Genomic DNA, 22926 nt, shown 5'->3' on the forward strand with positions numbered 1-22926 from the left:
AAAGGAGCACCATGCCACGCGCCGTCTACATCCTGGCCCTGGGCATCTTCGCCATGGTCACCAGCGAGTTCGTCGTCGCCGGACTCATGCCCCAGATCGCCCGCGGCCTGGACGCCACCATCCCCCAGATCGGCTACCTCATCACCGTCTTCGCCCTGGCCATGGCCCTGGGCGGCCCCCTCCTCAGCGTCACCCTCCTGCGCCTGCACCCCCGCACCGCGCTCCTCACCCTCTTCGCCGTCTTCCTCACCGGCAACATCCTCGCCGCCACCGCCACCGGCTACACCGCCATGGCCGCCGCCCGCATCATCACCGGCGCCGCCTCCCAGGCCTTCTTCGGCGTCGCCCTCTCCCTGGGCGCCCAACTCGCCCCCACCCACCTGCGCGGCCGCGCCATCGCCGTCGTCATGAACGGCCTCATGCTCGGCACCTTCCTGGGCCTGCCCGCCTCCACCCTCATCGGCGAGCACTACGGCTGGCGCGCCGCCTTCTGGGCCATCGCCGCCCTCACCCTCACCGCCGCAGCCGCCACCCTCGCCCTCGTCCCCCGCGGACAGCGCACCACCCCCGCCGGCGGCCTGCGCACCGAACTGCGCGCCTTCACCAACCCCCGCCTGTGGCTCGCCCTTTCCACCAGCACCCTCATCATCGGCGCCACCTTCTCCGCCTTCAGCTACCTCAACCCCATCCTCACCCAGACCACCGGCCTGCCCCCCGCCACCGTCCCCTGGCTCCTGGTCGCCTACGGCGCCGCCACCGTCATCGGCAACACCGTCGTCGGCCGCCTCGCCGACCGCCACACCCTGCCCGTCCTGCTCACCGGACTGGCCGCCAACACCCTCTTCCTCACCGCCTTCGCCCTCCTGGCCCACCACCCCCTCCCCGCCATCACCGCCATGATCGGCATCGGCCTGGTCGGCGTCACCATGAACCCCGCCATGATCACCCGCGTCCAGCGCACCGCCAACGACCGCCCACTCGTCACCACCGTCCACTCCTCCTTCATCACCCTGGGCGTCATCATCGGCTCCGCCGCCGGCGGCATCGCCATCACCGCCCACGGCCTGCGCGGCCCCCTCTGGCTGGGCGCCGCCCTCGCCCTCACCGGAATCGCCACCCTCATCCCCGACCTCCTCCGCCGCCGCACCACCCCACCCCCCGCACCCGCCACCCACCCCGCACCCACCGCCACCACCCGATAACACCCCGGCGGGGGCCGCCCACCACCCGCGGCCCCCGCCACCAGCACCCCCACCAGGCGGATGCTTCACTTACCCCCATGAACCACCCCTCCTACACCACCAGCACCGCCTTCCTCGAAGCCCTCACCCAGACCGGCGTCCAATACGTCTTCGCCAACCTCGGCAGCGACCACCCCGGCCTCGTCGAGGCCTACGCCCGCGCCCGCGCCGAAGGCACCGAAGACCGCTTCCCCCGCCTGGTCATCTGCCCCCACGAAAGCGTCGCCTTCTCCGCCGCCCAAGGCCACGCCCAGATCAGCGGACGCCCCCAGGCCGTCATCGTCCACGTCGAATGCGGCACCCAGAACATCGGCGGCATGATCCACAACGCCGCCAAAGGCCGCGTCCCCGTCCTCGTCTTCGCCGGCGCCTCACCCGCCACCCAGCACGGCGAGCACACCGGCAGCCGCAACGAGTTCATCCAGTGGATCCAAGACGTCCACGACCAGCGCGGCATCGTCCGCGGCTACACCAAGTACGACAACGAGATCCGCACCGGCGCCAACGTCAAGCAGATCGTCCACCGCGCCATGCAGATCGCCACCAGCCACCCCGCCGGCCCCGTCTACCTCGTCGGCGCCCGCGAGGTCATGGAAGCCCCCCTCGACCCCGCCACCGCCGACAACCCCGCCTACCACCTCAACCGCTACAGCCCCACCGCACCCGCCGCCCTGGACCCCGCCACCACCCGCACCATCGCCGACGCCCTGGCCACCGCCCACAACCCCCTCATCGTCACCTCCTACCTCGGCCGCAACCCCGACGCCGTCCCCGCCCTGGTCCGCCTCGCCGAACACCTCGCCGTCCCGGTCCTGGAATCGGTCCCCATGCGGCTCAACTTCCCCGCCGACCACCCCCTCCACGCCGGCTACCAGTGGAACACCCAGGCCCCCAACCCCGTCCTGGCCCGCGCCGACACCATCCTCGCCATCGACACCGACGTCCCCTGGATCCCCCTCAACAACGCCCCCCACCCCAACGCCCGCGTCTTCTCCATCGACACCGACCCCCTCAAAGAGCAGATGCCCCTCTGGCACATCCCCGCCGAGGTCTTCGCCCGCGCCGACGCCGCCACCGCCCTGGACCAGATCACCGACCACCTCACCCGCCACCACACCCCCGACACCGACGCCCTCCACCAGCGGCGCACCGCCCTGGCCGCCGAACACCGCGCCCGCCGCGCCGAACTCACCGCCCGCGAGCAGCAGGACGCACCCGACGGCGCGATCAACCCCGCCGCCCTCGTCGCCCAGCTGCGCGACCTCCTCGCCGACGAGCAGGAGGAGGCCATCGTCCTCACCGAGGCCATCTCCAACTACCTCACCGTCAACGAGCACCTGCGCGCCAACCGCCCCGGCTCCCTCATCGGCTCGGGCGGCGGCTCCCTGGGCTGGCACGCCGGCGCCGCCATCGGCGCCAAACTCGCCCGACCCGACGCCCTGGTCGTCAGCCTCGTCGGCGACGGCTCCTACCTGTTCGGCGTGCCCGCCTCCGCCCAGTGGGTGGCCCGCCGCTACAACACCCCCACCCTCACCGTCATCTTCGACAACCGCGGCTGGAAGTCGCCCAAGCTCTCCACGCTGGGCGTCCACCCCGACGGCGTCGCCGCCCGCGAGGACGACTTCAACGTCTCCTTCGAACCCGAGGCCGACCTGCCCGGCATCGCCGCGGCCGCCGGCGGCGCCCACGCCCGCACCCTCACCCGCGCCGAGGAGCTGCCCGGCGCCCTGAAGGAGGCCCTGGAGGCGGTGCGCTCGGGCCGCTCGGCGGTGCTCAGCGTGCACGTGCCCCGCGTCTGAGGCCGCTGAGTCCGCCGGGGGAGAGGCACCCCGGAGCGGGCCGTGGCCGGGAGGGGCGGCCCCGACCCGGCGGGCCGCCGGGCGGGTAAGAGGCGACAGGGGACCACCGGTTTTCCGTTATGCGGAATAGAGGGGAGCGGTGGGCGCGGCCGGCCGCGGGGGCGAGGTCCGGGCCCGGCGGGACGCGGGGGAGTACCACGATTCCCACGAGGGCCGCGCGCACTGGCGCACGACCGCCACCGGGCACGCGACGGCGGGGGAGCGGCCGCGCGGTCTTCCCCCATCCCGGCGGGCGCGAGGCGCCGCCGGTTGTGGGACGCGGGCCGGGCGGACCACCGGCGAAGGATCCGCCCCGGTTCACCCGTGCCGGGGTCGGGGACGCACGGAGCCGAACCGGCGCGGACGACCGCGCCCGTGGCAGGGTCGCGCGCCGCATCGTCCCAGCCGCGACGATGCGGCGCGGCGCGGCACACGGCGGTACGCCGCGGGGGGCCGGGGCGGTCCATGACCGCCGGCGCCGCAGCAGCGTCGAGGACACCGGCCAGGCGCGCCCGGAGAGATGGACGGCGCGGGCGCCCGGCTCGCGCTCCGGCCCGCCGCAAACTCGGCACCGGCAGGCGTGGTCGGGGGAGGACGGAAGGCCCCGGAAAAGACCGCTACTTGACATAATGTACATTATCGGCGTTTTGGACAGCTGTGCGGAGAGGGGTTCACGCGAGCCTCCGACACCCGCCCGCGTACCCGGCGGCGCCGGTCCGCCGCGCCGCCGTCCGCACGGCACGAAAACGCCAACCGCCGACGCCCTGAGAACACCCAGAGCCACCGGCGGACCGAACGCGGACTCCGGCGGGTTCCTGGATCTCCCTGGATGCCCAAGGCCGATCCGGTCCGAGGCTCCGCCGCCGGCCTGGCCGGCCCTCCGTCCGGCCGCGCCGATCCGGGTCCGCCACCGCCTCCGCCCCGCCCGCCACACGCCCTTCCCGCGGCCAGGCGGGCCCGCGCGCGCGGCGGTCCCCGACCGGGCCCGCGACCACCCGCCCTTGACCGGCACCTTGCCCATATTTGATGCATAAAATGCGTTATGCATCATTTGGGGGAGTTCGCGGGGATTTGTCGGCCGACTCCGACACCTCGCACCCGCCACCCGACGCCGCCCCTCAACCCCCGCCCTCGTGCACCCACCCGGCCCCCGCACCACACCCGCACCCGCACCCGCACCCGCACCCGGCCCCGCCGACGTCCACTCCCCCTCCCGCGTTGACCCCCCACCCCCACACCACCACGTATCGGCCACAACCGGTCACGACTCGGCCAAAACCCAGTAATGCCCGCCCCACCGGGGGATCCTCAAGGAGTGTCCAACAGCACCAGCACCTCGCCGGGCGACCGCGCCGCCGACGACACCCCGCCCCACGGCCACTCCCCCGCTGACCAGGACGTCCCCACCGCCGCGCCCCTGCCCCCCGCACCCGGCGCCACCACCCCCCACAACACAGCACCCCCGCCGGCGCAGCCCCGACCCCAACCCCCGCCCCGGCGGACCACGCCCACCCGCACCCCACCCGCCACCACGCCCACCCGCCCCGCGCCCCCGCGGCTGCACGGCATCGACCTCGCCCGCGGCCTCGCCGTACTGGGCATGTTCGTCATCCACGTCGGCATCGGCTGGACACTGGCCGACGGCACCAACCCCCTCACCGACCTCGTCTCCGGCCGCGCCGCCGCCCTCTTCGCCCTCCTCGCCGGCGTCTCCATCGCCCTCATCTCCGGCGGCTCCACCCCCGCCACCGGCCACACCATGGGCATCGCCCTGTGGCGCGTCCTCATCCGCGGCCTGGCCATGCTCCCCCTGGGCGTCGCCCTCACCATGCTCGACACCCCCATCGCCGTCATCCTCGCCTACTACGCCGTCTACTTCGTCCTCGCCGTCCCCCTCATCGACGAGCGCTGGCGCATCGTCGCCGGATGCGCCGCCGCCCTCGCCCTCGCCGGCCCCCTCGCCTCCTTCTGGCTGCGCCGCATGATCGACCAAGGCCCCCTCCGCGACGCCGCGGCCGCCGTCAACACCTACGACCCCCTCGTCGCCCTCTCCGGCAGCGGCGTCATCGACCTCCTGCTCACCGGCTCCTACCCCGCCCTCACCTGGCTGCCCTACGTCCTGGCCGGCCTGGCCATCGGCCGCCTCGACCTGCGCTCCACACGCGTGCGCGCCGCCCTCACCGCCACCGGCACCGCCCTGGCCGCCCTCGCCTACACCGCCTCCTGGGCCGCCATGGACCTCATGGGCGGGCGCCAACGCCTCGACGCCACCTACAACGCCGCCGCCATGGCCGACCACGGCGGCCACCCCGACACCGCCTCCGCCTTCGCCACCGGATTCACCGGCACCATCCCCACCCACGACTGGGTATGGCTGCTCACCGCGCTCCCCCACAGCGGCACCCCCCTGGAGATCCTCGGCGCCGGCGGCACCGCCATCGCCGTCCTGGGCCTGTGCCTGCTCCTCGGCGACCTGCTGCGCATCGTCTGCTACCCCATCGCCGCCGTCGGCGCCCTCGCCCTCACCGTCTACGTCGCCCACGTCCTGCTGCTGTGGGCCGCCGAAACCGCCCTCCTCGACGCCACCCCCCTCGCCTTCCTCACCGCCGACCTGGCCGCCACCGTCCTGTGGGGCTCCCTCATCCTGTCCACCCTCTGGCGGCTCCTCCTGGGCCGCGGCCCCCTCGAACGCCCCCTCCACGCCATCTCCACCTGGGCCGCCACCCGCATCCCCTGACCCGCCCCACGCGATCTTCGCCACCACCGGCACGCCACACGTGAACCCCCCGCCCCCATCGGGAATGCTGGGCCACATGACCGCCAGCCCCCACCCCGCCACCACCGCGGCCGAGGCCGTCGAGGACTACCTCATCGCCCGCCAACCCGCCAAGCCCTCCCCCCACACCCTCGCCGCCTACCGCCGCGACCTCACCACCGTCCTGCGCCTGGCCGCACACACCCACAACACCCCACCCGACCAACTCCTCCTCACCGACCTCACCGCCCCCCTCCTGCGCCGCGCCTTCGCCGCCTTCGCCGCCGACCGCGCCCCCTCCAGCGTCGTCCGCGCCTGGTCCACCTGGAACGGGTTCTTCGGCCACCTCGTCGCCCAAGGCACCGTCGACGGCAACCCCATGCCCGCCGTCGACCGCCCCCGCCTCAAACCCCACCAGCCCAAACCCCTCATGGGCGAAGACACCCCCGAACAACTCCTCGCCGCCCTTGCCGCCGGATGCCGCCGCGCCCGCGACCCCTGGCCCCAGCGCGACTTCGCCGTCCTGGCCCTCGCCCTGCTCACCGGCCTGCGCTCCGCCGAAATGCTCAGCCTGCGCATCGACTCCATCTCCGGACGCCCCGGCGAACGCCGCATCCGCGTCCACGGCAAAGGCGGAACCACCCGATCCCTGCCCATCGAACCCCCTCTCGAAGCCCTCATCGACGACTACCTCGCCACCCGCACCCAGCGCTTCTCCACCCGACTGCGCGGCTCCGACCCCCTCCTCGTCGACAACCGCGGCAACGCCCTCCAACGCGGCGGCCTGCAATACCTCGTCCGCCAGTGCTACAAGCACGCCGGCATCCACGACCGCGTCGCCCGCGGCACCCTCGTCCACGCCCTGCGCCACACCTTCGCCACCCGACTGGCCGAAGACGGCGCCTCGGTCACCGAGATCATGCACCTGCTCGGCCACACCTCCATCACCTCCTCCCAGACCTACATCGACACCACCGCCGCCGCCCAGCGCGAAGCCGCCCGCGCCAACCGCACCTACACCGCCCTGCGCCGGCTCACCCAGCCCGCCGCCCCCACCCAGACCGACCCCGCCCTCCGCTGACCACCGCCCCACCGCCCCCATTGGCTACCCTTGCCGACGTGTCCGCGACGATGACGATCTCCACGGTCAACGTGAACGGGTTGCGCGCCGCCGCCAAGAAAGGCTTCACCGCCTGGCTGGCCGCCACCGACGCCGACGCCGTGTGCCTGCAGGAGACCCGGGCCACCCCCGACCAACTCCCCCCCGACCTCGCCGACCCGCCCGGCTGGCATCTCCTGCTCGCCCCCGCCGCCGACCGCGGCCGCGCCGGAGTCGCCCTCTACACCCGCCACCGGCCCCGCACCCACCGCATCGGATTCGACGCCCCCGAGTTCACCCACTCCGGCCGCTACCTCGAAGCCGACCTGGGCCCCCTCACCCTCGCCAGCCTCTACCTGCCCTCCGGCGACGCCGGAACCCCCCGCCAGGACGAGAAGCACCGGTTCATGGACGCCTTCCTGCCCTACCTGGCCCAGCGCGCCCGCGACCTCACCGCCCAGGGCCGCCACCTCCTGGTCTGCGGCGACTTCAACATCGCCCACCGCCAGGCCGACCTCAAAAACTGGCGCAACAACCGCACCCACTCCGGCTTCCTGCCCGCCGAACGCGCCTGGTTCGACCGCCTCCTCGACGAGGCCGGCTACGTCGACGTCGTCCGCGCCCTGCACCCCGACACCGACGGCCCCTACTCCTGGTGGTCCTACCGCGGCCGCGCCTTCGACAACGACACCGGATGGCGCATCGACTACCACCTGGCCACCCCCGCCCTGGCCGCCACCGCCGCCGCGGCCCGCGTGGAGCGCGCCCCCTCCTACGACCGGCGCTGGTCCGACCACGCCCCCGTCACCGTCACCTACGCGCCATGAGCACCGCCGACCCGCGCGCCGCCCGCGCCCCCGAACCCGCCGCCCAGCGCTCGGCCGCCGCCGAGGAGCCGCCCGAGCACCTGCCGATCGTGCTCGTCCACGGGCTGCGGATCTCGGCCAGCATGTGGCGGCCCCAACTGGAGGAGCTGACCCGCCAGGGGCGCCGCGCCATCGCCTGCGACCTGCCCGGCCACGGGACCCGGCGCGGCGAGTCCTTCACCCTGGGCAGCGCCGTGCAGGCGGTCGTCAACACCGTGGAGTCGCTGGGGCCGCGCGCCCTGGTGGTGGGGTTGAGCATGGGCGGGTTCGTCTCCATCGCCACCGCTGCGGCCATCCCCCACCGGGTGGCGGGGCTGGTGGCGGCCGGGTGCACCGCCCGGCCCGACCAGACCCTCAGTCAGGTGTACCGGATCCCCACCGCGCTGCTGGACCGGCTGCCCGACCGCGGCCAGTCCGTCAACGAGCGGTTCCACCGGCTCATGCTGCGCGGCGAGGGCGCCCAGGCCGTCCTGGACGGCGGGCTGGCCATGGAGGCCGCGCGCGACGCCATCGACGAGATCACCGACATGGACGTGCTGGGGGCGCTGGGGTCCTACCCGGGGCCGGTGTGGCTGGTCAACGGGTCGCGCGACCACTTCCGCATCCACGAGAAGCGGTTCCTGGACGCGTGCGCGGACGGGCGGCTGATCAACGTGCCGCGGGCCGGGCACATGGTGAATCTGGACCAGCCGGAGAACTTCACCAAGATCATCACCGACGCGGCTGATGTGGCGCTGCTGCGGCTGCGCCACGCCCGGGCGCGCCCGGTGCCGCCGGGGCGGCTGTCGCGCGGGACTCCCCCGCCGCCCGAGGCCGACGAGCGCTGAGCGCGGGTCGGGGGCGGCGGGTCGGCACCACCCGACCTAACCCCACCGGTCGGTATACTCGCGGTGAACCGCATCCCGCACCCGCCGCACCGACCGCGAGGCCGCCCATGCCCACCCCGCCCGCCGCGCGCCCTCTGACCCCGGCCGCGCGCCGCGTCCTGGACACCGCGCACGAGCTGTTCTACACGCGCGGCATCAACAGCGTCGGCATGGACCTGCTCGCCGAACGCGCCGGCATCACCAAGAAGACCGTCTACGACCGGTTCGGCTCCAAGGACGCCCTGGTCGTGGCCTACCTGACCGAACGCGACGAGCGGTGGCGGGCCTACCTCACCGGTCACCTGGCGGGGGTTGGCGGAGGGCGCGAGCGCATCCTCGCCACCTTCGACGCCCTGGGCGCCTGGCTGGCCGAGCACGGCACGCGCGGCTGCGCCATGGTCAACGCCTGCGCCGAACTGCCCGACGCCGACCACCCCGGCCGCCGGGTGGCGCGCGAGCAGAAGGAGTGGACCCGGGGGCTGTACCGGGACCTGGCCGCCGAGGCCGGTGCCGGCGACCCTGACGCGCTCGCCGAGGCTCTGCTGATCCTGCACGAGGGCGCCACGGTCGCGTTCACCGTGCTGGGCGCCCCCGAGGCCGCCCGCACCGCCCGCCGGGCCGCGGAGGCGCTGCTCCCCCAGGGCTGAGGGGCTGTCGCGGCCTCGCGGCAGAGCAGGCCCTCCGGTCCCACACCGATCGCCGCGATGGTGACTACGGTTCGAATTGATGAAGTTCCGCAGTGTGAGGACCGGTGGCGCTGGCGATGGTGGTTGGTTTTTGTTTTTTAGGGTTTTATTCTAAAACCGGCAGCTTTACGGCGTAGATTTGTAAATGCCTGAGACCGGTCACCGCTGACTCCGGCACGCGACCGGCCCCGCGACGCCTTCTGCCGGGCTCCCGTTCCCGCCCTTTGCCCGGGAGCCCCCCCCGCTCCCCCGGTGCGGCACCGAGCGGCGCGGGCGCCCTCTCCCCCGCCTCTCCATCCGCCGTAGGCACCTCCGGCACTGGAGGCGGTATCCCCCGCGCCGCGCTCCCCTGGCCCGCCGCGCCGACTTCCTCAGCGGCTAGAACACCCGGTGGTCGGCCAGGCCCGGCAGGTGCAGGGCGCGGCCGTCGGAGACGCGCCGCAGCGGGCCGATGCCCTGGTAGTAGGGCGTGATGGCCAGGTGCACCGCGGCCACGACGAGCGCCATGCCGCCCAAGATTGCCACGATCACCGAGGCGGGCACGGCCACCGGCGCCAGGAGCAGCGAGACCACCAGGAGGACGGCGCCGGCGCCCAGCCCCGCCAGACCCTGCAGGACGCGCCGGCGGCGCACTCCGGTGGACAGCTCGGCCAGGCTGCATACCTCGACGGTGAACTGCTCGCCGCAGGCGTGGCAGGTGAGGGGGTGGGTGGCCCAGCCGGTGGCCGGGCGGTCCACCTGGGTGGCCGAGGCGTTGGAGATGTCGTTGCCGCGGCCCGTGTGGGCCAGGCGCAGGGTGGCGGTCTGCGTGGGTCGAGGGGGCATCGTCGGGTGTCCTCCGTGTCAGGGGGATCCCCGCCGCGGGCGGTCCGCGGGGGGCGGGACCGGGGCAGGGCCAGCGTAGGGCGCCGCACACCGCCGGACCAACCCGCGCGCCTGGCGCGCCCGCGCCAACGCCTCATCAGGCGCAGGGCGGCGCGGAGGACGAGGTCGGCGGCCTCCTCGGGGGTGAGCACACCGGGGTGGACGCCCGCGCCGCCCTGCGACGCCCTGGTGCACGTGCCGCGCCTGAGTCCGGCCGAGGTCGACGCCGAGGCGGTGGCGCGGGCGCCGTAGGAGGTGCGGGTGCCGTTGGCGCGGTGGCGGAGGGCGGAGCAGATGTCCGGCAGTAAAGTCAAATAGCCGCCTTTACGGCGTAGATTCACAAATGGGACACGCCGGTCAGCGCGCGTCCGCGCCCGGGCGGATCAGGCCGCAGTCGTAAGCCGCCACGACCGCCTGGGTGCGGTCGCGCACCCCCAGCTTGGCCAGGATGTTGGAGACGTGCGTCTTGACCGTCTCCACCCCCACCACCAGCGCCGCCGCGATCTCGGCGTTGGACATCCCCCGGGCCATGAGCCGCAGCGTGGCCGCCTCGCGCTCGGTCAGGGTCTGGATGCGCCCCGCCTGGGGCCCCGGCTCCGGCGCCAGGGCCGCCGCCAGCCGGCGGATGGCCGCCGGGAACAGCACCGAGTCGCCCCGGGCCACCAGCCGCACCGCGTCGAGGATGTCCTCGGGCCGGCTGCGCTTGAGCAGGAACCCGCTGGCCCCCGCGCGCAGCGCGCCGTAGACGTAGTCGTCGTTCTCGAAGGTGGTCAGCACCACCACCGTGGGCGGGTCATCCAGCCGGCGCAGCAGCGCGCGAGTGGCCTCGATGCCGTCCAGGCCGGGCATGCGCACGTCCATCAGCACCACGTCGGGCCGGTGGCGGCGGGCCATGTCCACCACCCCGGCGCCGTCGGCCTCCTCGGCCACCACCTCAAGGTCGGGTTCGGCGGCGATGAGCGCGCGCAGCCCCGCGCGGATGAGGTCCTCGTCGTCGACCAGTGCGACCCGGATCATCGGGTGTCCTTCCAGGTGACGGCGGCGCGCAGCCGCCAGTGGCCGTCGTCGTCGGGGCCGGCCGACAGGGTGCCCCCCAGCAGCCGCAGCCGTTCGCGGGCGCCGCGCAGGCCCCGCCCGCCGCCGCGGCGCGGAGCGCGCGAGCGCGCGGGCGCGGGGTTGGCGACCTCCACCTCCAGGCTGCCCTCGGCGGCGCGCAGCCGCAGGGAGACGGGCACCTGTCCGCCGTGGCGCAGCGCGTTGGTGATGGCCTCCTGGCAGACGCGGTAGGCCTCGCGGGAAACCACGCCGGGCACCCGCGCCAGGTCGCCCTCGACCCGGGCCTCCAGGCGGGTGCCGGTGGCGCGGGTGGCCTCCAGCAGCCGCTCCAGATCGCCCAGGTCGCGCTGGGGCGTGGTGCCGGCGCGCTCCTCGCGCAGCAGCCCCAGCACGTGGTCGAGTTCGGCGGCGGCGGTGCGGGCCTGCTCGGCGATGGCCTCCAGCGCCGAGCGGGCGAAGGCGGGGTCGGCGTCGAGCACGCGCGCGGCGGCGCCGGCCTGCAGGGTCACCACCGACAGGGCGTGGCCGATGGAGTCGTGCAGCTCGCGGGCCAGGCGGTTGCGCTCGGCCAGGGCCTCCACGCGCTGCTGGGCGGCGGCCAGCCGCTCGGCGGGCGAGGGGCCCAGCAGCACCGGCGCCAGGCGCGCCATGCCCGCACCCGTCAGCGCCACCGCGTAGACCACGGCCGCCAGCACGGCGGCGCCCAGCAGCGGCGCCGCCCACAGGCGCCCGCCCGCCACCGGGGGGCCGCCCAGCAGCCGCGCCCCCATGGGCATCAGCTGCTCGGGCTGGGCGGCCAGCGGCGCCATCGCCAGGCCCGCCGCCTCGGTGAGCCCGACCATGGTGCCCAGGCACACGGCGAAGCCGACAACCAGGTGGACCAGCAGCCACAGGCCGGTGCGCACGCGGCCGCGCCAGGTGGCGGGCTCGCCCGCCTGGTGGTCGGCCATGGGCCCGCCCAGCAGGGCGCGCGCCAGGTGGCCCTCCATGGTGCGCACCCCGGGGATCCAGGCGGTGGCGACCACGGCGGCCAGCGCCAGGGGCAGGCCCAGCACCAGCGAGGTCATTCCGGCGTCCTGGGGGTCCATGAGCGCCGTACCGCCGGTGAGCAGCAGGGACACCAGCACCGCGGCGGCCACGGCGTAGGGCAGCAGCACCACCCCGCCCAGGACGAGGTGGGCCCAGCGCGCGTAGGTCGCCGTGCTCAGCAGGGGTGCGGCCAGGCGCCGCGGCAGGTCCACGCGACGATCCTGCCACGCCGGCGCGGCGCGCCGCCTCCCCCGGCCGGGGGAGGCGGCGGGTGGCGCCCCTCCCCCGCGCCCGGGCGCCGGCGCCCGGCGGCGGGGTGCGCGTACGCACCAGGAGTGGGAGCCGATACCCTCGGTGGCCGTGACCGCCGACCAGACACCCGCACCCGCGCCCACCCGCACCGCCGGACTCGCCCACACGCTGCGCCGACGCCACATGGCGATGATCGCCATCGGCGGTTCGGTGGGCGCCGGGCTGTTCATCGGCTCGGGCGCGGTGATCAACGCCGCCGGCCCCGCCGCGATCCTGTCCTACGCCCTTGCCGGGGCCCTGGTGCTGCTGACGCTGCGCGCCCTGGGCGAGATGGTGGTGGCCCGCCCGGCCGCCGGTTCCTTCTCCGACTACGCGCGCATGGCGCTGGGCCCGCGGGCGGGGTTCTGCATCGGGTGGCTGTACTGGTGGATGTACAGCGTGCTGGTGGCCGCCGAGGCGGTGGCCGGCGCGGCCACCCTGGCCGGGTGGGTGCCGCTGCCCGGGTGGCTGCTGTCGCTGCTCCTGCTGCTGGTGATGACCGGGGCCAACCTGGTGTCGGCGCGGGCGTTCGGTGAGACCGAGTCGCTGTTCTCGCTGATCAAGGTCGCCACCATCGTGGCTTTTCTGATCATGGGCGGGCTGTTCGCCCTGGGCATGTGGCCCGGCGCCGAGGGGTCCACCGTGGACAACCTGTGGGCCCACGGCGGGTTCGCCCCCAACGGCTGGGGCGCGGTGCTGGCCGCCACCGTGGTCGTGCTGTTCTCCTTCGGCGGGGTGGAGATCGTGACCATCGCCGCGGGCGAGAGCGCCGAGCCCGAGCGCAACGTCGCGCGCGCCGCCACCAACGTGCTCTGGCGCATCGCCCTGTTCTACGTCGCCTCCATCCTGGTGGTGGTGGTCGTGCTGCCCTGGGACACTGCCGAGGTGCTGGAGAGCCCGTTCGTGTCGGTGATGCAGGAGGTCGGGGTCCCCGGCGCGCCGCTGATCATGGAGGTCGTGGTGTTCGTGGCCGTGCTCAGCGTCCTCAACGCCGCCCTCTACACCTCCTCGCGGATGCTGCACGTGCTCACCCGCCAGGGCGACGCTCCGCGCGGGCTTTCCACGGTGGGCCGGCGCGGGGTGCCCACGCGCGCGATCCTGCTGGGCACCGCCGTGGGCTACGCCTCGGTCATCGGCAACTACGTGTGGCCCACGACCGTGTTCCCGTTCCTGGTGGCCTCCATCGGCGCGATCCTGCTCGTCCTGTTCATCACGATCGTGGTCTCCCAGCTGGTGCTGGGGCGCCGGCTGCGCCGCCAGGAGCCCGAGCGGCTGACCTTCCGCATGTGGGGGTTCCCCTACGTGAGCTGGGCGGTGCTGGCGGGGCTGCTGTCGGTGATGGCGGCCATGGCGCTGCTGCCCGAGCAGCGGCTGCCGCTGGCCGCCACGCTGGGGGCCCTGGCGGTGACGCTGGTGGCCTATGAGCTGCGCCGGCGCCTGGGCCGCACGCCGGTCACCCGCGAGCCCCTGGGCACCGGCGCGCCCGCCGAGTCGGCCGGCTCAGCCGCGGACGGCGCCGGCGGAGGCGCCGCCCCGGCCGGCGGGGCCTGAGCCCTGGTCGGGCGGGGCCGGGGCGGGGGCGGGCACGGCCCGCTGGGCCACGAACGCCCCCGCCACCACGATGACGGCGCCCAGCGCCTGGGGCGGGGTGAGCGCCTCGCCCAGCAGCAGCCAGGCCAGCACGATGGCGGTGACCACCTCCAGGTAGGCCACCGCGCCGGCCACCATCGGCGTCAGCCGGCGGATGGCCCCCACCCCGGTGGCATAGGCCAGTGCGGTGGTCACCAGCGCCAGCCACACCACGCAGGCCGCGGCCGGGACGGTCGCCCCGGCCACCTCCACCGATCCGGCCAGCCGCTGCCAGGGCAGGGTCCAGGGCGCGGCCACGGCGCTGATGAGCACCGCCCCGATGAGGGCGCCGTAGGCGACCACCGCCATGGGGTCCACGTCGTCGCCGGCGGCGTCGCCCAGCAGGAAGTACGCGGCCTGGCAGACCATCGCGCCCAGCGCCAGCAGCAGGCCCGCGGCGTCCAGGCGCACCCCGGCCCAGACCTCCAGCAGGCAGGACAGACCGCCTACGGCCAGCACCACGCCCACCACGGCGGCGCGCGAGACGGGGCGGCGCCGCACGAGGCGCACCCAGGCCAGGACCAGCACCGGGCCCAGGAACTCGATCAGCAGCGCCACGCCCACCGGGATGCGGTTGATGGCGGCGAAGTAGAACGCCTGCACCCCGGCCATGGGCAGGGCGCCGAAGGCCAGCAGCAGGGCGGGGTGGGTGCGCAGCACCCGGCGGTGGCGCACGGCCAGCGGTACCAGCAGCAGCGCCGCGCCGGCCACGCGCAGCCAGGTGACGTGGAGGGGGTCCAGGCCCGCCTCCAGCAGCGGGCGGGCCACCGGGCCCGAGCCGCCGAAGCACAGGGCCGAGGCCACGGCCAGGGCCAGGCCCGAGGCGCGGCGGCGCGCCCGTGCCTCACCCATGGCAGGACGCGCCGGCAGCCGGTGATCCGACCGGTGGGGGGAGCGGGGACATGGCCGAGAGCATAGCCCCGGCGCCCCAGGCGCCCAGAAGGCGGCCCGGGGTGCCCGGGCCGTGGAGGCGGGGGGTAGATTCTGCGGGCGTGCGACCTCGCGTTGAATGCGGCCCCCACCCTCCCGGGGTCGTCCCCATCCCCGACGACGGCCGGCGCCACCTGGGCCGGATGGAGACCGTGCTGCACCGCCAGTGGGCGGCCGGCACCCGCCCCCACCCCACCGTCATCGGCCACATCGACGCTTTGGCCAACCTGCCCTTCCACATCGCCGACCGGGTGATCGACGAGGTCGAGGGCATCTACGTGGGCGAGGGGTCGGTGGTGGACCTGGACGGGCTGGGCCACCTGCGGGGGCGGCCCACCGACCCCGACGACCCCGCCTCGCGCACCTTCGACCGCTTCACCGGCATCTACCGCTACGGCGTCGTCGCCATCGGCGGGCGCCCGCACCAGTCGGTGTCGCTGGTGCTGCACGAGGTGGGGCACGTGCTGGACGTGGCCGACCGCATGATGTCGGAGACGCGGGAGTGGCGCGACCTGCACCGGGCGTGCCTGCCGCTGCTCAAGGCGGCCTACTGGCACAAGCGCGACGAGTGGTGGGCCGAGGCGTTCGCGCTGACCGCCGCGCACAAGGAGCACCTGCTGGTCTCGCACCTGGCCGGAGACGTCTCTCTGGCCTACGCTGTGATGGAGTACTTCGAGTACAACTACGGGGTGACACAGTGAGCGGCGTCTACGCCATCCGCTACCCGGACGGCACCATCCACGTCCCCGCGTCCTTCGCCGACCCCGCCGGCCCGGTGATCGCCTGCGGCATGGACGTGCTGTCCCCCGGCGACCCCGGCTACGACTTCTACGCCGCCCACGCCGTCTCCGCCGAGGAGTACGAGGAGCACCGCCGCGACGACCCCGCGGAGTCGGCGCGGCTGCGCGCGGAGTTCCGCAAGTGGTACGAGGCCCGGCACGGCCGCCGCTCGGCCTGAGCCCTCCCCCGGCCCCAACGCGCGGTCGGCCCCGCGGGGCGGCGGGCGCGCCCGCCGCGGGTCTGCGTAGGGTCGCTCCCATGGCCCACGACGCTGACACCCCCGCCCCGGCCGGCTCCGACGCGGATGCCGAGCGCGCCTTCTACGAGTCCCTGCCGCGTACGCGCAGCGCCGCCGGCGCGCTGCTGACCACCGGCGACGGCCGGGTGCTGCTGGTCAAGCCCACCTACAAGCCCGGCTGGTCGCTGCCGGGCGGGGTCGTGGAGCAGCAGGAGTCGCCGCTGGCGGCCTGCCGCCGCGAGTGCGGCGAGGAGCTGGGGTTCGTCCCGGCGCTGCGCGGGCTGGTGTGCCTGGACTGGCTGCCCGGGGCGGGCCACCCCGACGGCCGCCCGGCTCTGGTGCACGTCTTCGCCGGGGCGGTGGACGAGGAGGGCTTCGCGCGGGTGCGGCTGCCCGCCGAGGAGCTGAGCGCCGCCGTGCTGGCCACCCCCGCCGAACTGCCCGGCCTGCTGCCGCCGGGGCGCCTGCGCCGGGTGGAGGCGGCGCTGGCCGCCGACGCCGCCGGGCGCACCGCCTACCTGGAGGGCGGTCGGCCCGTTGGCTGGGCTTGAGGCGGTTGTCGCCACGGCCGCGGGCGGGGGCGATGCGCCCCCGCCGCGTGCGGTGGCTTCTCCTGCGCGGCCGACGCCCTCTGCGCTCTGAGGGGCTTCGGCCGGCAGGTGCCGGGACTGTTCCGGATCGAGGCCTACTTCGAGCCGTGGAACGCCGCGTCTGTGCGGACGGCCGAGCGCGTCGGCTACAGGGCGCCGCCCCGCCGCGCCCCGCGCGGGGCGCGGCGGGGCGGCGCCCCGCGCGGATCAGGGCGCGGCCGGGCCCTGCTCCCCGAAGCGGCGCAGGTGGTGCTCCTTGTTGAACATCCGCGCGGCCTCCAGGGCCGAGGGCGTGCCCGCGCGCGGGTCGGCGCCGTGGTCGACCAGGACGTCGACGACCGCGTCCTCGCCCTTGAACACCGCGCCGGCCAGCGGCGACTGCCCCCGGTCGTTGAGGCGGTCCACGTCGGCGCCGCGCTCGCACAGCGCGGCCACGGCGGCGGCGTGGCCGTGGTAGGCGGCGAGCATGAGCAGGGTGTCGCCCTTGTCGTTGGTCAGGTTGACGGGCACGCCGGCGTCGAGGTAGGCGGTCAGCGCGGCGGTGTCGCCGCGCCGGGCCATGTCGAAGACGCGGGTGGCCAGTTCGACGACCTCGGGGTCGTCGGCCGGGTCGGTGGGTGGTTGTGCTTCGCTCACGCCCCCACCCTAGGACGGGTGGAGGGCGGGCGGTGCGGTGACGCACGGTAGGCGGCGCGGGGCGGCTCCGCTTTGGCCGACCGGAGGCGGCGGGCGCGCGACGGGCGCGGGTGGCGCTGCGCCCTGGCGGTGTCACGGTGCGATACGTCACCCAGCGTGCCCGCTTTGCCCATTTGGCGACAAATGTCGCTATGGTGCTTCCTCAGTTCCGACCGGAGTGGCGAGCCCGGGGCACCCCTGCGGGGGCTGCCCCGCGCCGTCCGGTCCCCGCGCCCCGCGCGGCAGGGCCGGGCCCGCGCACCGCCGACTCCGCCGACACTGAGGAGAAGCTCGTGCGACATCTCGTGGGATTCCTCGTCGGCCTGGCCCTGGCCCCGGTGGTCGCGCTGGGAACCGGCTGGGTCCTGCCCCGCTTCGTCGACCTCAACGCCGCGGGGCGGTCCTTCACCACCACCGGCGGCCTCGTCTCCCTCGGCGCGCTGGCGGTGGTGGCGCTGCTGGTGGGCCTGGCCCTGGCGCTGCCCCGGCTCACCCCCCTGCTGCCCGGCGTGGCCGGCCTCACCCTGGTCGCGCTCACCGCCGCCCACCACCTGCGCCCCGACCTGGCCGAGCGCGCCCCCGCCCTGCCGGGCCTGGAGGGCGCGGTGACGCTGCTGGAACTGGGCGCCTACCTCCCGCTGGGCCTGGCGCTGTTCCTGCCGATGCTGGTGCCGGCGCGCTGGGCGGGCCGCGAGCGCGGCCACGAGGTCACCGAGGAGGAGTACTTCGACGGCCTCTACGACGAGGACTACGAGGAGCCCCGGGGCGCCCGGCCGGGCACCGGACCGGCACCCGGCGGCCACCACCGCCGCGGCGCCGGCGCCGACTGAGGCCCAAGCGCCGCGCGGGCGCGGATTTCCGCCCCCGCGCCCCGGGAATTGCCACACCCGGACCCCGGGATTTCCCGCGGATTTCCGCGCCGCTTTTCGTCGAACAATCCGACAGGGGGCACCGGGCGTTTCTCCGGCGTTTTCCCCGAACGCGGCGGCGCTTCGTTGAAAAAGGGGGGGTTCCGCCGACAATGGGGGCCGCACCGGGGGTTGGCACACAATGGCGCGGTAGGCGGCGATGCGCGCGGTTGCGCCGCATTTCGCCGCCCCTCCCGCGCAGGGCGGCGACACGGCGCGCGGGCGCCGTGCCCCCTCGGGGAGGGGGGTTTCGGCCACCCGCCCGGCAGTCCCGCCGCGCCTCCAGAAGCAGCCCCGGCGCGGACGGAGCAGCCGATGCCGGCGGCGAAGGCCGGCGGAGAACCCCGTGCGCGCGACGACGTCGGCTTCGCGGGCCGGCCGGACGCGGGCGCCGGGGGCCTCGGGCCGGTGGCGGCGCCCGTGCCCGGCCCGGCGCCCGGATCGGGGCTGAGGCGGCCAGGGCGCGGGTGTGAGCCGGCGGGCGGCGGGCGGGGCGGCTCCCGCCTGATCGGCGGCGGCCCCGGCGCACAGGCCGCGCAAGGGCGGTGCCCCGTCCGCGGCCGCACCGGCCGGGCCCGGCGTCGGGGAGGGAGGCCGCGTGGGTGGGTCCGGTGGAGGCGGCCTCAGCGGCCCCTCTGGGCCCCGGCCGGCCTTTCCGGCGCGGAGGGCGGCAAGGGGCGTCCGGGGGCGGCCCCGGGCGCCTGGACGGCGGCTGGGGGCGTCGCAGGTGCGGCGGCGGAGGCCTGCGCCCCCGGGTACCGCAGGAGCGCCCGGACCTCCCCCGCCCCCACGCGGGCCCCGCACCCCCCGGTCGGCGGCGCCGACGCACCGCGGACACCGGTGAAGGACCGCCGGCGCCGGTCGGTGGCGCCTCCCCCGCCCGCAGCGGGCGGGGCGCTCGGATGCGGACCGTCGTGGGGCGCCGAGCGCCTCCTCACCCGGCGCCGGTCCAGGACGGGCGCCGCTCCCGCGCGGCCGAGGGGTCGTCGGATGGCGTTCCCGGTGCCGCCCCGGCGGGCCGGCGCCGCAGCCCGCATCCGTCGGCGCGGCCGGAGAGGAGCACGGTGGGAACGGGGGTTGTTCCGGGATACGGCGCAGCGGGGCGCGTCCGTACCCCGCGTTGCGGGGGCGGGATCGGTCCGGCGTGGCCGGCCGCCGGGGGGAGCACCGCTCCGTCCCGAGCGCCCACAGACCGCGCTGGGCGACCGGCCACGGCCCCCGCCACGCGGGGGGCGCGGGGGGCGGCGTCCCGCGGCTCCGGCGGGCGCGAGGCCGCGCGGCGCGCCGGAAACCGGCCCTACAGCCAGGTGGGACCCCAGCCGCGGTTGTCGGAGACCCCCGGCGGCAGCGGCGGGAGCAGGCCCGCGCCCGGAGGGGCGTCGGGAGCCGCGCCCGCGACCGGCTCACCGCCCTCCCGGGACGGGGCGGCCTGCGCGGCCGCGCCCGGCTGCCGGCCGGTCGGCGCCGCGCCGTCCTCCCCGGACGCCGACGCCGGGCCGTCCGGCCCGTCCTCGTCCTCGGCGTCCTCCTCCGCCGCGCCGGATTCGGCGCCGTCGCGGGCGTCGGGGTCGTCCCGGCGGCCGGGCCACGCCTGCGGCGCCGCCTCCGCGGCCTCCTGGGCGCGGTCATCGCCCGCCCACGGCCGCGGCCCGCGCTCGGGCGCCTCGGGCTCTCCGTGCCCGGCGGCGTCGGCGCCCGCCGGACCGGCGGCGGCCCGGCCCGGCCACTCGCCCCACTCGCCCCAGGCGACCCGGCCCTCCCCTCCCCCGGTCTCCTGCTCGGTGGTGCCGGCGCCGGCCTCCTCGGAGGCGCGCGAGCCGCCGGAGGCGGCCTCAGCGGACGGGGTGTCCCCCTGCGGCCGCCGGGCGCCCTCGTTGGCGTCCTCGGGCTGCTCGGGCGGCCACGCCCCCGCGAACGGGTTGGCGCCCAGGCCGGACTCGGCACGCTCCTGACCGCCCTCGCCCGCGGCCTCGTGGCGCGGCGCGAGCGGGCCGCCCAGGGGCGCGGGCTCGGCCGCGGAGGGGGTGAACCCGGCGAAGGGGCCGGGCTCGCTCGCGGCCTCGGGCCCGCCCGCCGTGGCGGGCGCCGGGGCGCCCTCCTCCGGCTCGCCGCCCTCGGCGGAGAACGCGGCCTCCATCGACTGCCCCGGCACCGCGCGGCCCCACCAGCGCGCCGCCTCCTCGGCCGAGATCTCCTCCTCGACCTCCAGCCAGCCGCGGACGTGGGGGTGGCGCCGTCCGGCGTTCCAGGAGCGCTCGTAGGGCTGGGGCTCCAGCACCAGCACGCGTTCGCCGTCGACGGTGGGGATGTCGGCGGGCACGCCCTCGTTCCACACCCACGAGCCGTCCAGCGCCACCAGGTTCCACCAGCCCTCGACCACGCGGGCCTCGGGGTCGGGCGCGGAGTCGCGGAAGGAGGCGGTCCAGCGGGGGTCGGGGCGCCGGCCGGGCAGGCCGCGGCCCTCGGGCCCGATCAGGGCGTCGGCCAGCAGGGTGTGCAGCTGGAAGTTGTCGCCGATGCCGTCGAAGAACACCCGGAAGCCCCGGCCGGTGGCGCGGTCCAGCACGAGGGCCGAGGTCGCCTCGGCCATGCGCAGCAGCTCGCGCACCTCGTCGAACTCCGGCAGGGCCGAGCGGAGCTGGTTGGCGATGGCCACCAGTTCGGCGCGAAGCCCGGCGTCGGCGCGCACGGCGCCGCGCACCGACGCCTCGCTGAGCATGGTCTTGGCGGCCAGGCCGTGGCGGCGGATGGTCCACCAGCACAGCGTGGCGGTGGGGGCCGACTCCCCCAGTTCGGCGCTGACGCGCTCCTCGGCGGCCGAGGTCACCTCGTCGGGCTCAGGAGGCGGACCGGAGCCGGTGCGCTCCCAGGCGTAGAGGAAGACGGCGGCGCCCTGGCCCATGCTGCGCAGCAGCCGCACGACCTCGATGCCGCAGGAGCCGGGGTCGGTGCCCATCTCCACCAGGGCCCCGGCGACCACGGCCAGGTCGGCGGTGATGCTCGGGACCGTCTGGCCGCCGCCCAGGAAGGGGCCCAGCGCCTCCAGCGCCAGCTCCCGCTCCTCGGCCGGGACCTGTGAGGCCAGGTGGTAGACCTGGTGGACCGCTGCGGGGAACCGCTGCGGGTCGGTCGCGACCGAGGCGTCGATCAGCTCCTGGAACGCGGCGCGAAACTCATCGATCACGCACGCATCTTGACATATATCGGGCGCCTGCGCGTCACAGGCCCAACCGGGTCACCGCGTTGTCCTCCAGGGGGTTGGCGGTGCGGATGTAGCCGTGCACGGTCTGGGCGTTGCTCCAGCGCCCCTGGCGCATGATCTCCCGGTCCCCCGCCCCGCCCAGGGCGGCCTGCGTGGCGAATCCGGCGCGCAGGGAGTGCCCGCCGAAGTCGTCGGGGTCCAGCCCGGCGCGGCGGGCGTAGCGCTTGACGAGTTCGGCCACGGCCCGGCCCGACAGGGCGGTGTCCTTGAGGTGGCCGTGGCGGTCCACGGCCACGAACAACGGGCGGCCGGTGCCGTCGGCCAGGTCGGTTCCGGTGTAGGTGTGGCAGCGGTGCAGGCCGGGTTCGCGCGCGGGGGCCGCGAGCAGGGCGCGCACCCCCGGGGTGCCGGCGTCGCGGTGGGCCTCGCGCACGTCGGCCCAGTCGGCGAAGGCGCACAGCGGGCAGGTGTGGGGGCGGCGTCCGCGTGGCAGGGCGACCCGGTCGCCGCGCCGGCCCTCCTGGTCGGTCTTGGTGGCGCCCAGGCGCACCAGCAGCAGGGGCTCTCCGGTGCGGTAGTCGGTCTCCAGGGTGACGTCGTCGAAGGTGAGCGCGGCCAGTTCGCTGCGGCGCAGCGCGCCGGCGAACCCGGTGAGCAGCAGCGCGGCGTCGCGGCGGCGGGCGGCGCCGGCGGGGTGGTCGGCGGCGGGCAGGTGGGCCAGCAGCTCCTCCAGGGTGGCCAGGAGCAGCGGGCGCTTGCGGCGGGGGGCGGCGCGGCGGCTGCGGCGGATGCCGCGCAGGGTCATGCGCACCACGTCGGAGCGGGTGGGCGAGGCCAGCCCCTGGGCGCCGTGCACGGCGGCGATGGCGGCGGCCTTGCGCTCCAGGGTGGAGGGCGCCAGGGCCCAGCGGGCGGGGTCGTGGGGGTGGACGGTCTCGGCCGCGGCGGCGAGGTAGACGGCGACGTCCACGGGGTCGGCGGGCAGGGCCCGGCGGCCCTCGGCCGCGCACCAGGCGCTGAAGGCGGTCCAGTCGGAGCGGTAGGCGCGCAGCGTGTTGGCCGACTGGGCGGCGGAGAGGTAGCGGCCCAGGGCGGCGGCCTGGTCGGCGTCGAAGCGGCGGCGCACGTCGGCCAGCGCGCGCTCGTCGATGAGGACGCTGTGGGGCCCGGCGGCCAGCCGCCGCAGCACCGGCGCCGGGACGGCCGCGCCGCCGGCCGCCTCCCGATCGCCGGTGTCCGCCGCGGCCCCCTCCTCGGGGGCCGCCGCGCCGGTGGGCGCGGTGGGCGGCGCGTCCGCGCCGGGCGCGGCGCGCACGGGGCCGGCGGTGGTCGGGACGTCCTCGCTGTCGGCGCTGCCCTCTGCGGTCTCCACGGGCACCCATG

The 22926-nt window shown here is 76.2% G+C and carries 19 protein-coding genes; 12 read left to right on the forward strand and 7 right to left on the reverse strand.

The window, feature by feature from the left end; translation table 11 throughout:
- The first annotated feature begins 11 nt into the window (after positions 1-11).
- The 7 genes from HNR12_RS03095 to HNR12_RS03125 all read left to right on the forward strand — a co-directional run bounded on the left by HNR12_RS03095 (position 12) and on the right by HNR12_RS03125 (position 9312).
- Entirely contained in the window at positions 12-1202 is a 1191-nt protein-coding gene (locus HNR12_RS03095) for an MFS transporter (protein WP_179766016.1), read from the forward strand.
- Positions 1203-1279: 77 nt separating this feature from the next.
- Positions 1280-3040, forward strand: coding sequence for a thiamine pyrophosphate-requiring protein (locus HNR12_RS03100; protein ID WP_179766017.1), 1761 nt, complete (start codon positions 1280-1282; stop codon positions 3038-3040).
- Between the two features lie 1354 nt (positions 3041-4394).
- Positions 4395-5816: a heparan-alpha-glucosaminide N-acetyltransferase domain-containing protein gene (locus HNR12_RS29025; protein ID WP_179766018.1), complete on the forward strand. Its 1422-nt coding sequence runs from the start codon at positions 4395-4397 to the stop codon at positions 5814-5816.
- Positions 5817-5892: 76 nt separating this feature from the next.
- On the forward strand, positions 5893-6915 hold the full coding sequence (locus tag HNR12_RS03110) for a tyrosine-type recombinase/integrase (protein WP_179766019.1): 1023 nt from the start codon (positions 5893-5895) through the stop codon (positions 6913-6915).
- Between the two features lie 50 nt (positions 6916-6965).
- Positions 6966-7760 carry an exodeoxyribonuclease III gene (locus HNR12_RS03115; RefSeq protein ID WP_179770366.1) on the forward strand — a complete coding sequence of 265 codons (795 nt, stop codon included), beginning with the start codon at positions 6966-6968 and terminating at the stop codon, positions 7758-7760.
- 122 nt (positions 7761-7882) lie between these two features.
- Positions 7883-8626, forward strand: coding sequence for an alpha/beta fold hydrolase (locus HNR12_RS03120; protein WP_246425266.1), 744 nt, complete (start codon positions 7883-7885; stop codon positions 8624-8626).
- A 107-nt stretch (positions 8627-8733) separates the two neighbouring features.
- A complete protein-coding gene (locus tag HNR12_RS03125) occupies positions 8734-9312 on the forward strand; it encodes a TetR/AcrR family transcriptional regulator (protein ID WP_179766021.1) in 579 nt (192 codons plus the stop codon).
- A 417-nt stretch (positions 9313-9729) separates the two neighbouring features.
- On the opposite strand, the gene HNR12_RS03130 is transcribed toward HNR12_RS03125, so the two are convergent.
- The 3 genes from HNR12_RS03130 to HNR12_RS03140 form a co-directional block, all read right to left on the reverse strand.
- The gene (locus HNR12_RS03130; protein WP_179766022.1) at positions 9730-10176 is read right to left on the reverse strand and encodes a hypothetical protein; all 447 of its coding nucleotides are present in this window, start codon (positions 10174-10176) and stop codon (positions 9730-9732) included.
- A gap of 396 nt (positions 10177-10572) precedes the next feature.
- Positions 10573-11232, reverse strand: coding sequence for a response regulator (locus HNR12_RS03135; RefSeq protein ID WP_179766023.1), 660 nt, complete (start codon positions 11230-11232; stop codon positions 10573-10575).
- Entirely contained in the window at positions 11229-12512 is a 1284-nt protein-coding gene (locus HNR12_RS03140; RefSeq protein WP_179766024.1) for a histidine kinase, read from the reverse strand. The genes HNR12_RS03135 and HNR12_RS03140 overlap by 4 nt, the downstream gene beginning before the upstream one ends.
- 223 nt (positions 12513-12735) lie before the next feature.
- Between HNR12_RS03140 and HNR12_RS03145 the strand changes: the two genes are divergently transcribed.
- Positions 12736-14142, forward strand: a complete 1407-nt coding sequence (locus HNR12_RS03145) for an amino acid permease (protein WP_179770367.1) — start codon at positions 12736-12738, stop codon at positions 14140-14142.
- Here the strand turns inward: HNR12_RS03145 and HNR12_RS03150 are convergent.
- Entirely contained in the window at positions 14092-15072 is a 981-nt protein-coding gene (locus tag HNR12_RS03150) for an EamA family transporter (RefSeq protein WP_179766025.1), read from the reverse strand. The genes HNR12_RS03145 and HNR12_RS03150 overlap by 51 nt on opposite strands.
- Positions 15073-15212: 140 nt before the next feature.
- Between HNR12_RS03150 and HNR12_RS03155 the strand changes: the two genes are divergently transcribed.
- From HNR12_RS03155 to HNR12_RS03165, 3 genes are all read left to right on the forward strand, one after another.
- Entirely contained in the window at positions 15213-15851 is a 639-nt protein-coding gene (locus tag HNR12_RS03155; protein WP_179766026.1) for an anthrax toxin lethal factor-related metalloendopeptidase, read from the forward strand.
- Positions 15848-16108, forward strand: coding sequence for a hypothetical protein (locus tag HNR12_RS03160; RefSeq protein WP_179766027.1), 261 nt, complete (start codon positions 15848-15850; stop codon positions 16106-16108). The genes HNR12_RS03155 and HNR12_RS03160 overlap by 4 nt, the downstream gene beginning before the upstream one ends.
- A gap of 80 nt (positions 16109-16188) precedes the next feature.
- Positions 16189-16719 (forward strand): NUDIX domain-containing protein, encoded by a 531-nt coding sequence (locus HNR12_RS03165; protein ID WP_179766028.1) that lies wholly within the window; start codon positions 16189-16191, stop codon positions 16717-16719.
- A gap of 246 nt (positions 16720-16965) precedes the next feature.
- On the opposite strand, the gene HNR12_RS03170 is transcribed toward HNR12_RS03165, so the two are convergent.
- Positions 16966-17319 (reverse strand): ankyrin repeat domain-containing protein, encoded by a 354-nt coding sequence (locus tag HNR12_RS03170; protein ID WP_179770368.1) that lies wholly within the window; start codon positions 17317-17319, stop codon positions 16966-16968.
- Positions 17320-17726: 407 nt separating this feature from the next.
- On the opposite strand from HNR12_RS03170, the gene HNR12_RS03175 reads away from it, so the two are divergent.
- Positions 17727-18263, forward strand: coding sequence for a hypothetical protein (locus HNR12_RS03175; protein ID WP_179766029.1), 537 nt, complete (start codon positions 17727-17729; stop codon positions 18261-18263).
- 1375 nt (positions 18264-19638) lie between these two features.
- On the opposite strand, the gene HNR12_RS03180 is transcribed toward HNR12_RS03175, so the two are convergent.
- Together HNR12_RS03180 and HNR12_RS03185 are read right to left on the reverse strand one after the other, a co-directional pair.
- Complete coding sequence (locus HNR12_RS03180) at positions 19639-21525, reverse strand: hypothetical protein (protein WP_179766030.1); 1887 nt, start codon at positions 21523-21525, stop codon at positions 19639-19641.
- A 34-nt stretch (positions 21526-21559) separates the two neighbouring features.
- Positions 21560-22732 carry a tyrosine-type recombinase/integrase gene (locus HNR12_RS03185; protein WP_179770369.1) on the reverse strand — a complete coding sequence of 391 codons (1173 nt, stop codon included), beginning with the start codon at positions 22730-22732 and terminating at the stop codon, positions 21560-21562.
- Positions 22733-22926 lie beyond the last annotated feature (194 nt).

Origin of the sequence: Streptomonospora nanhaiensis (assembly GCF_013410565.1) — a bacterium.
Taxonomy (GTDB): Bacteria; Actinomycetota; Actinomycetes; order Streptosporangiales; family Streptosporangiaceae; genus Streptomonospora; species Streptomonospora nanhaiensis.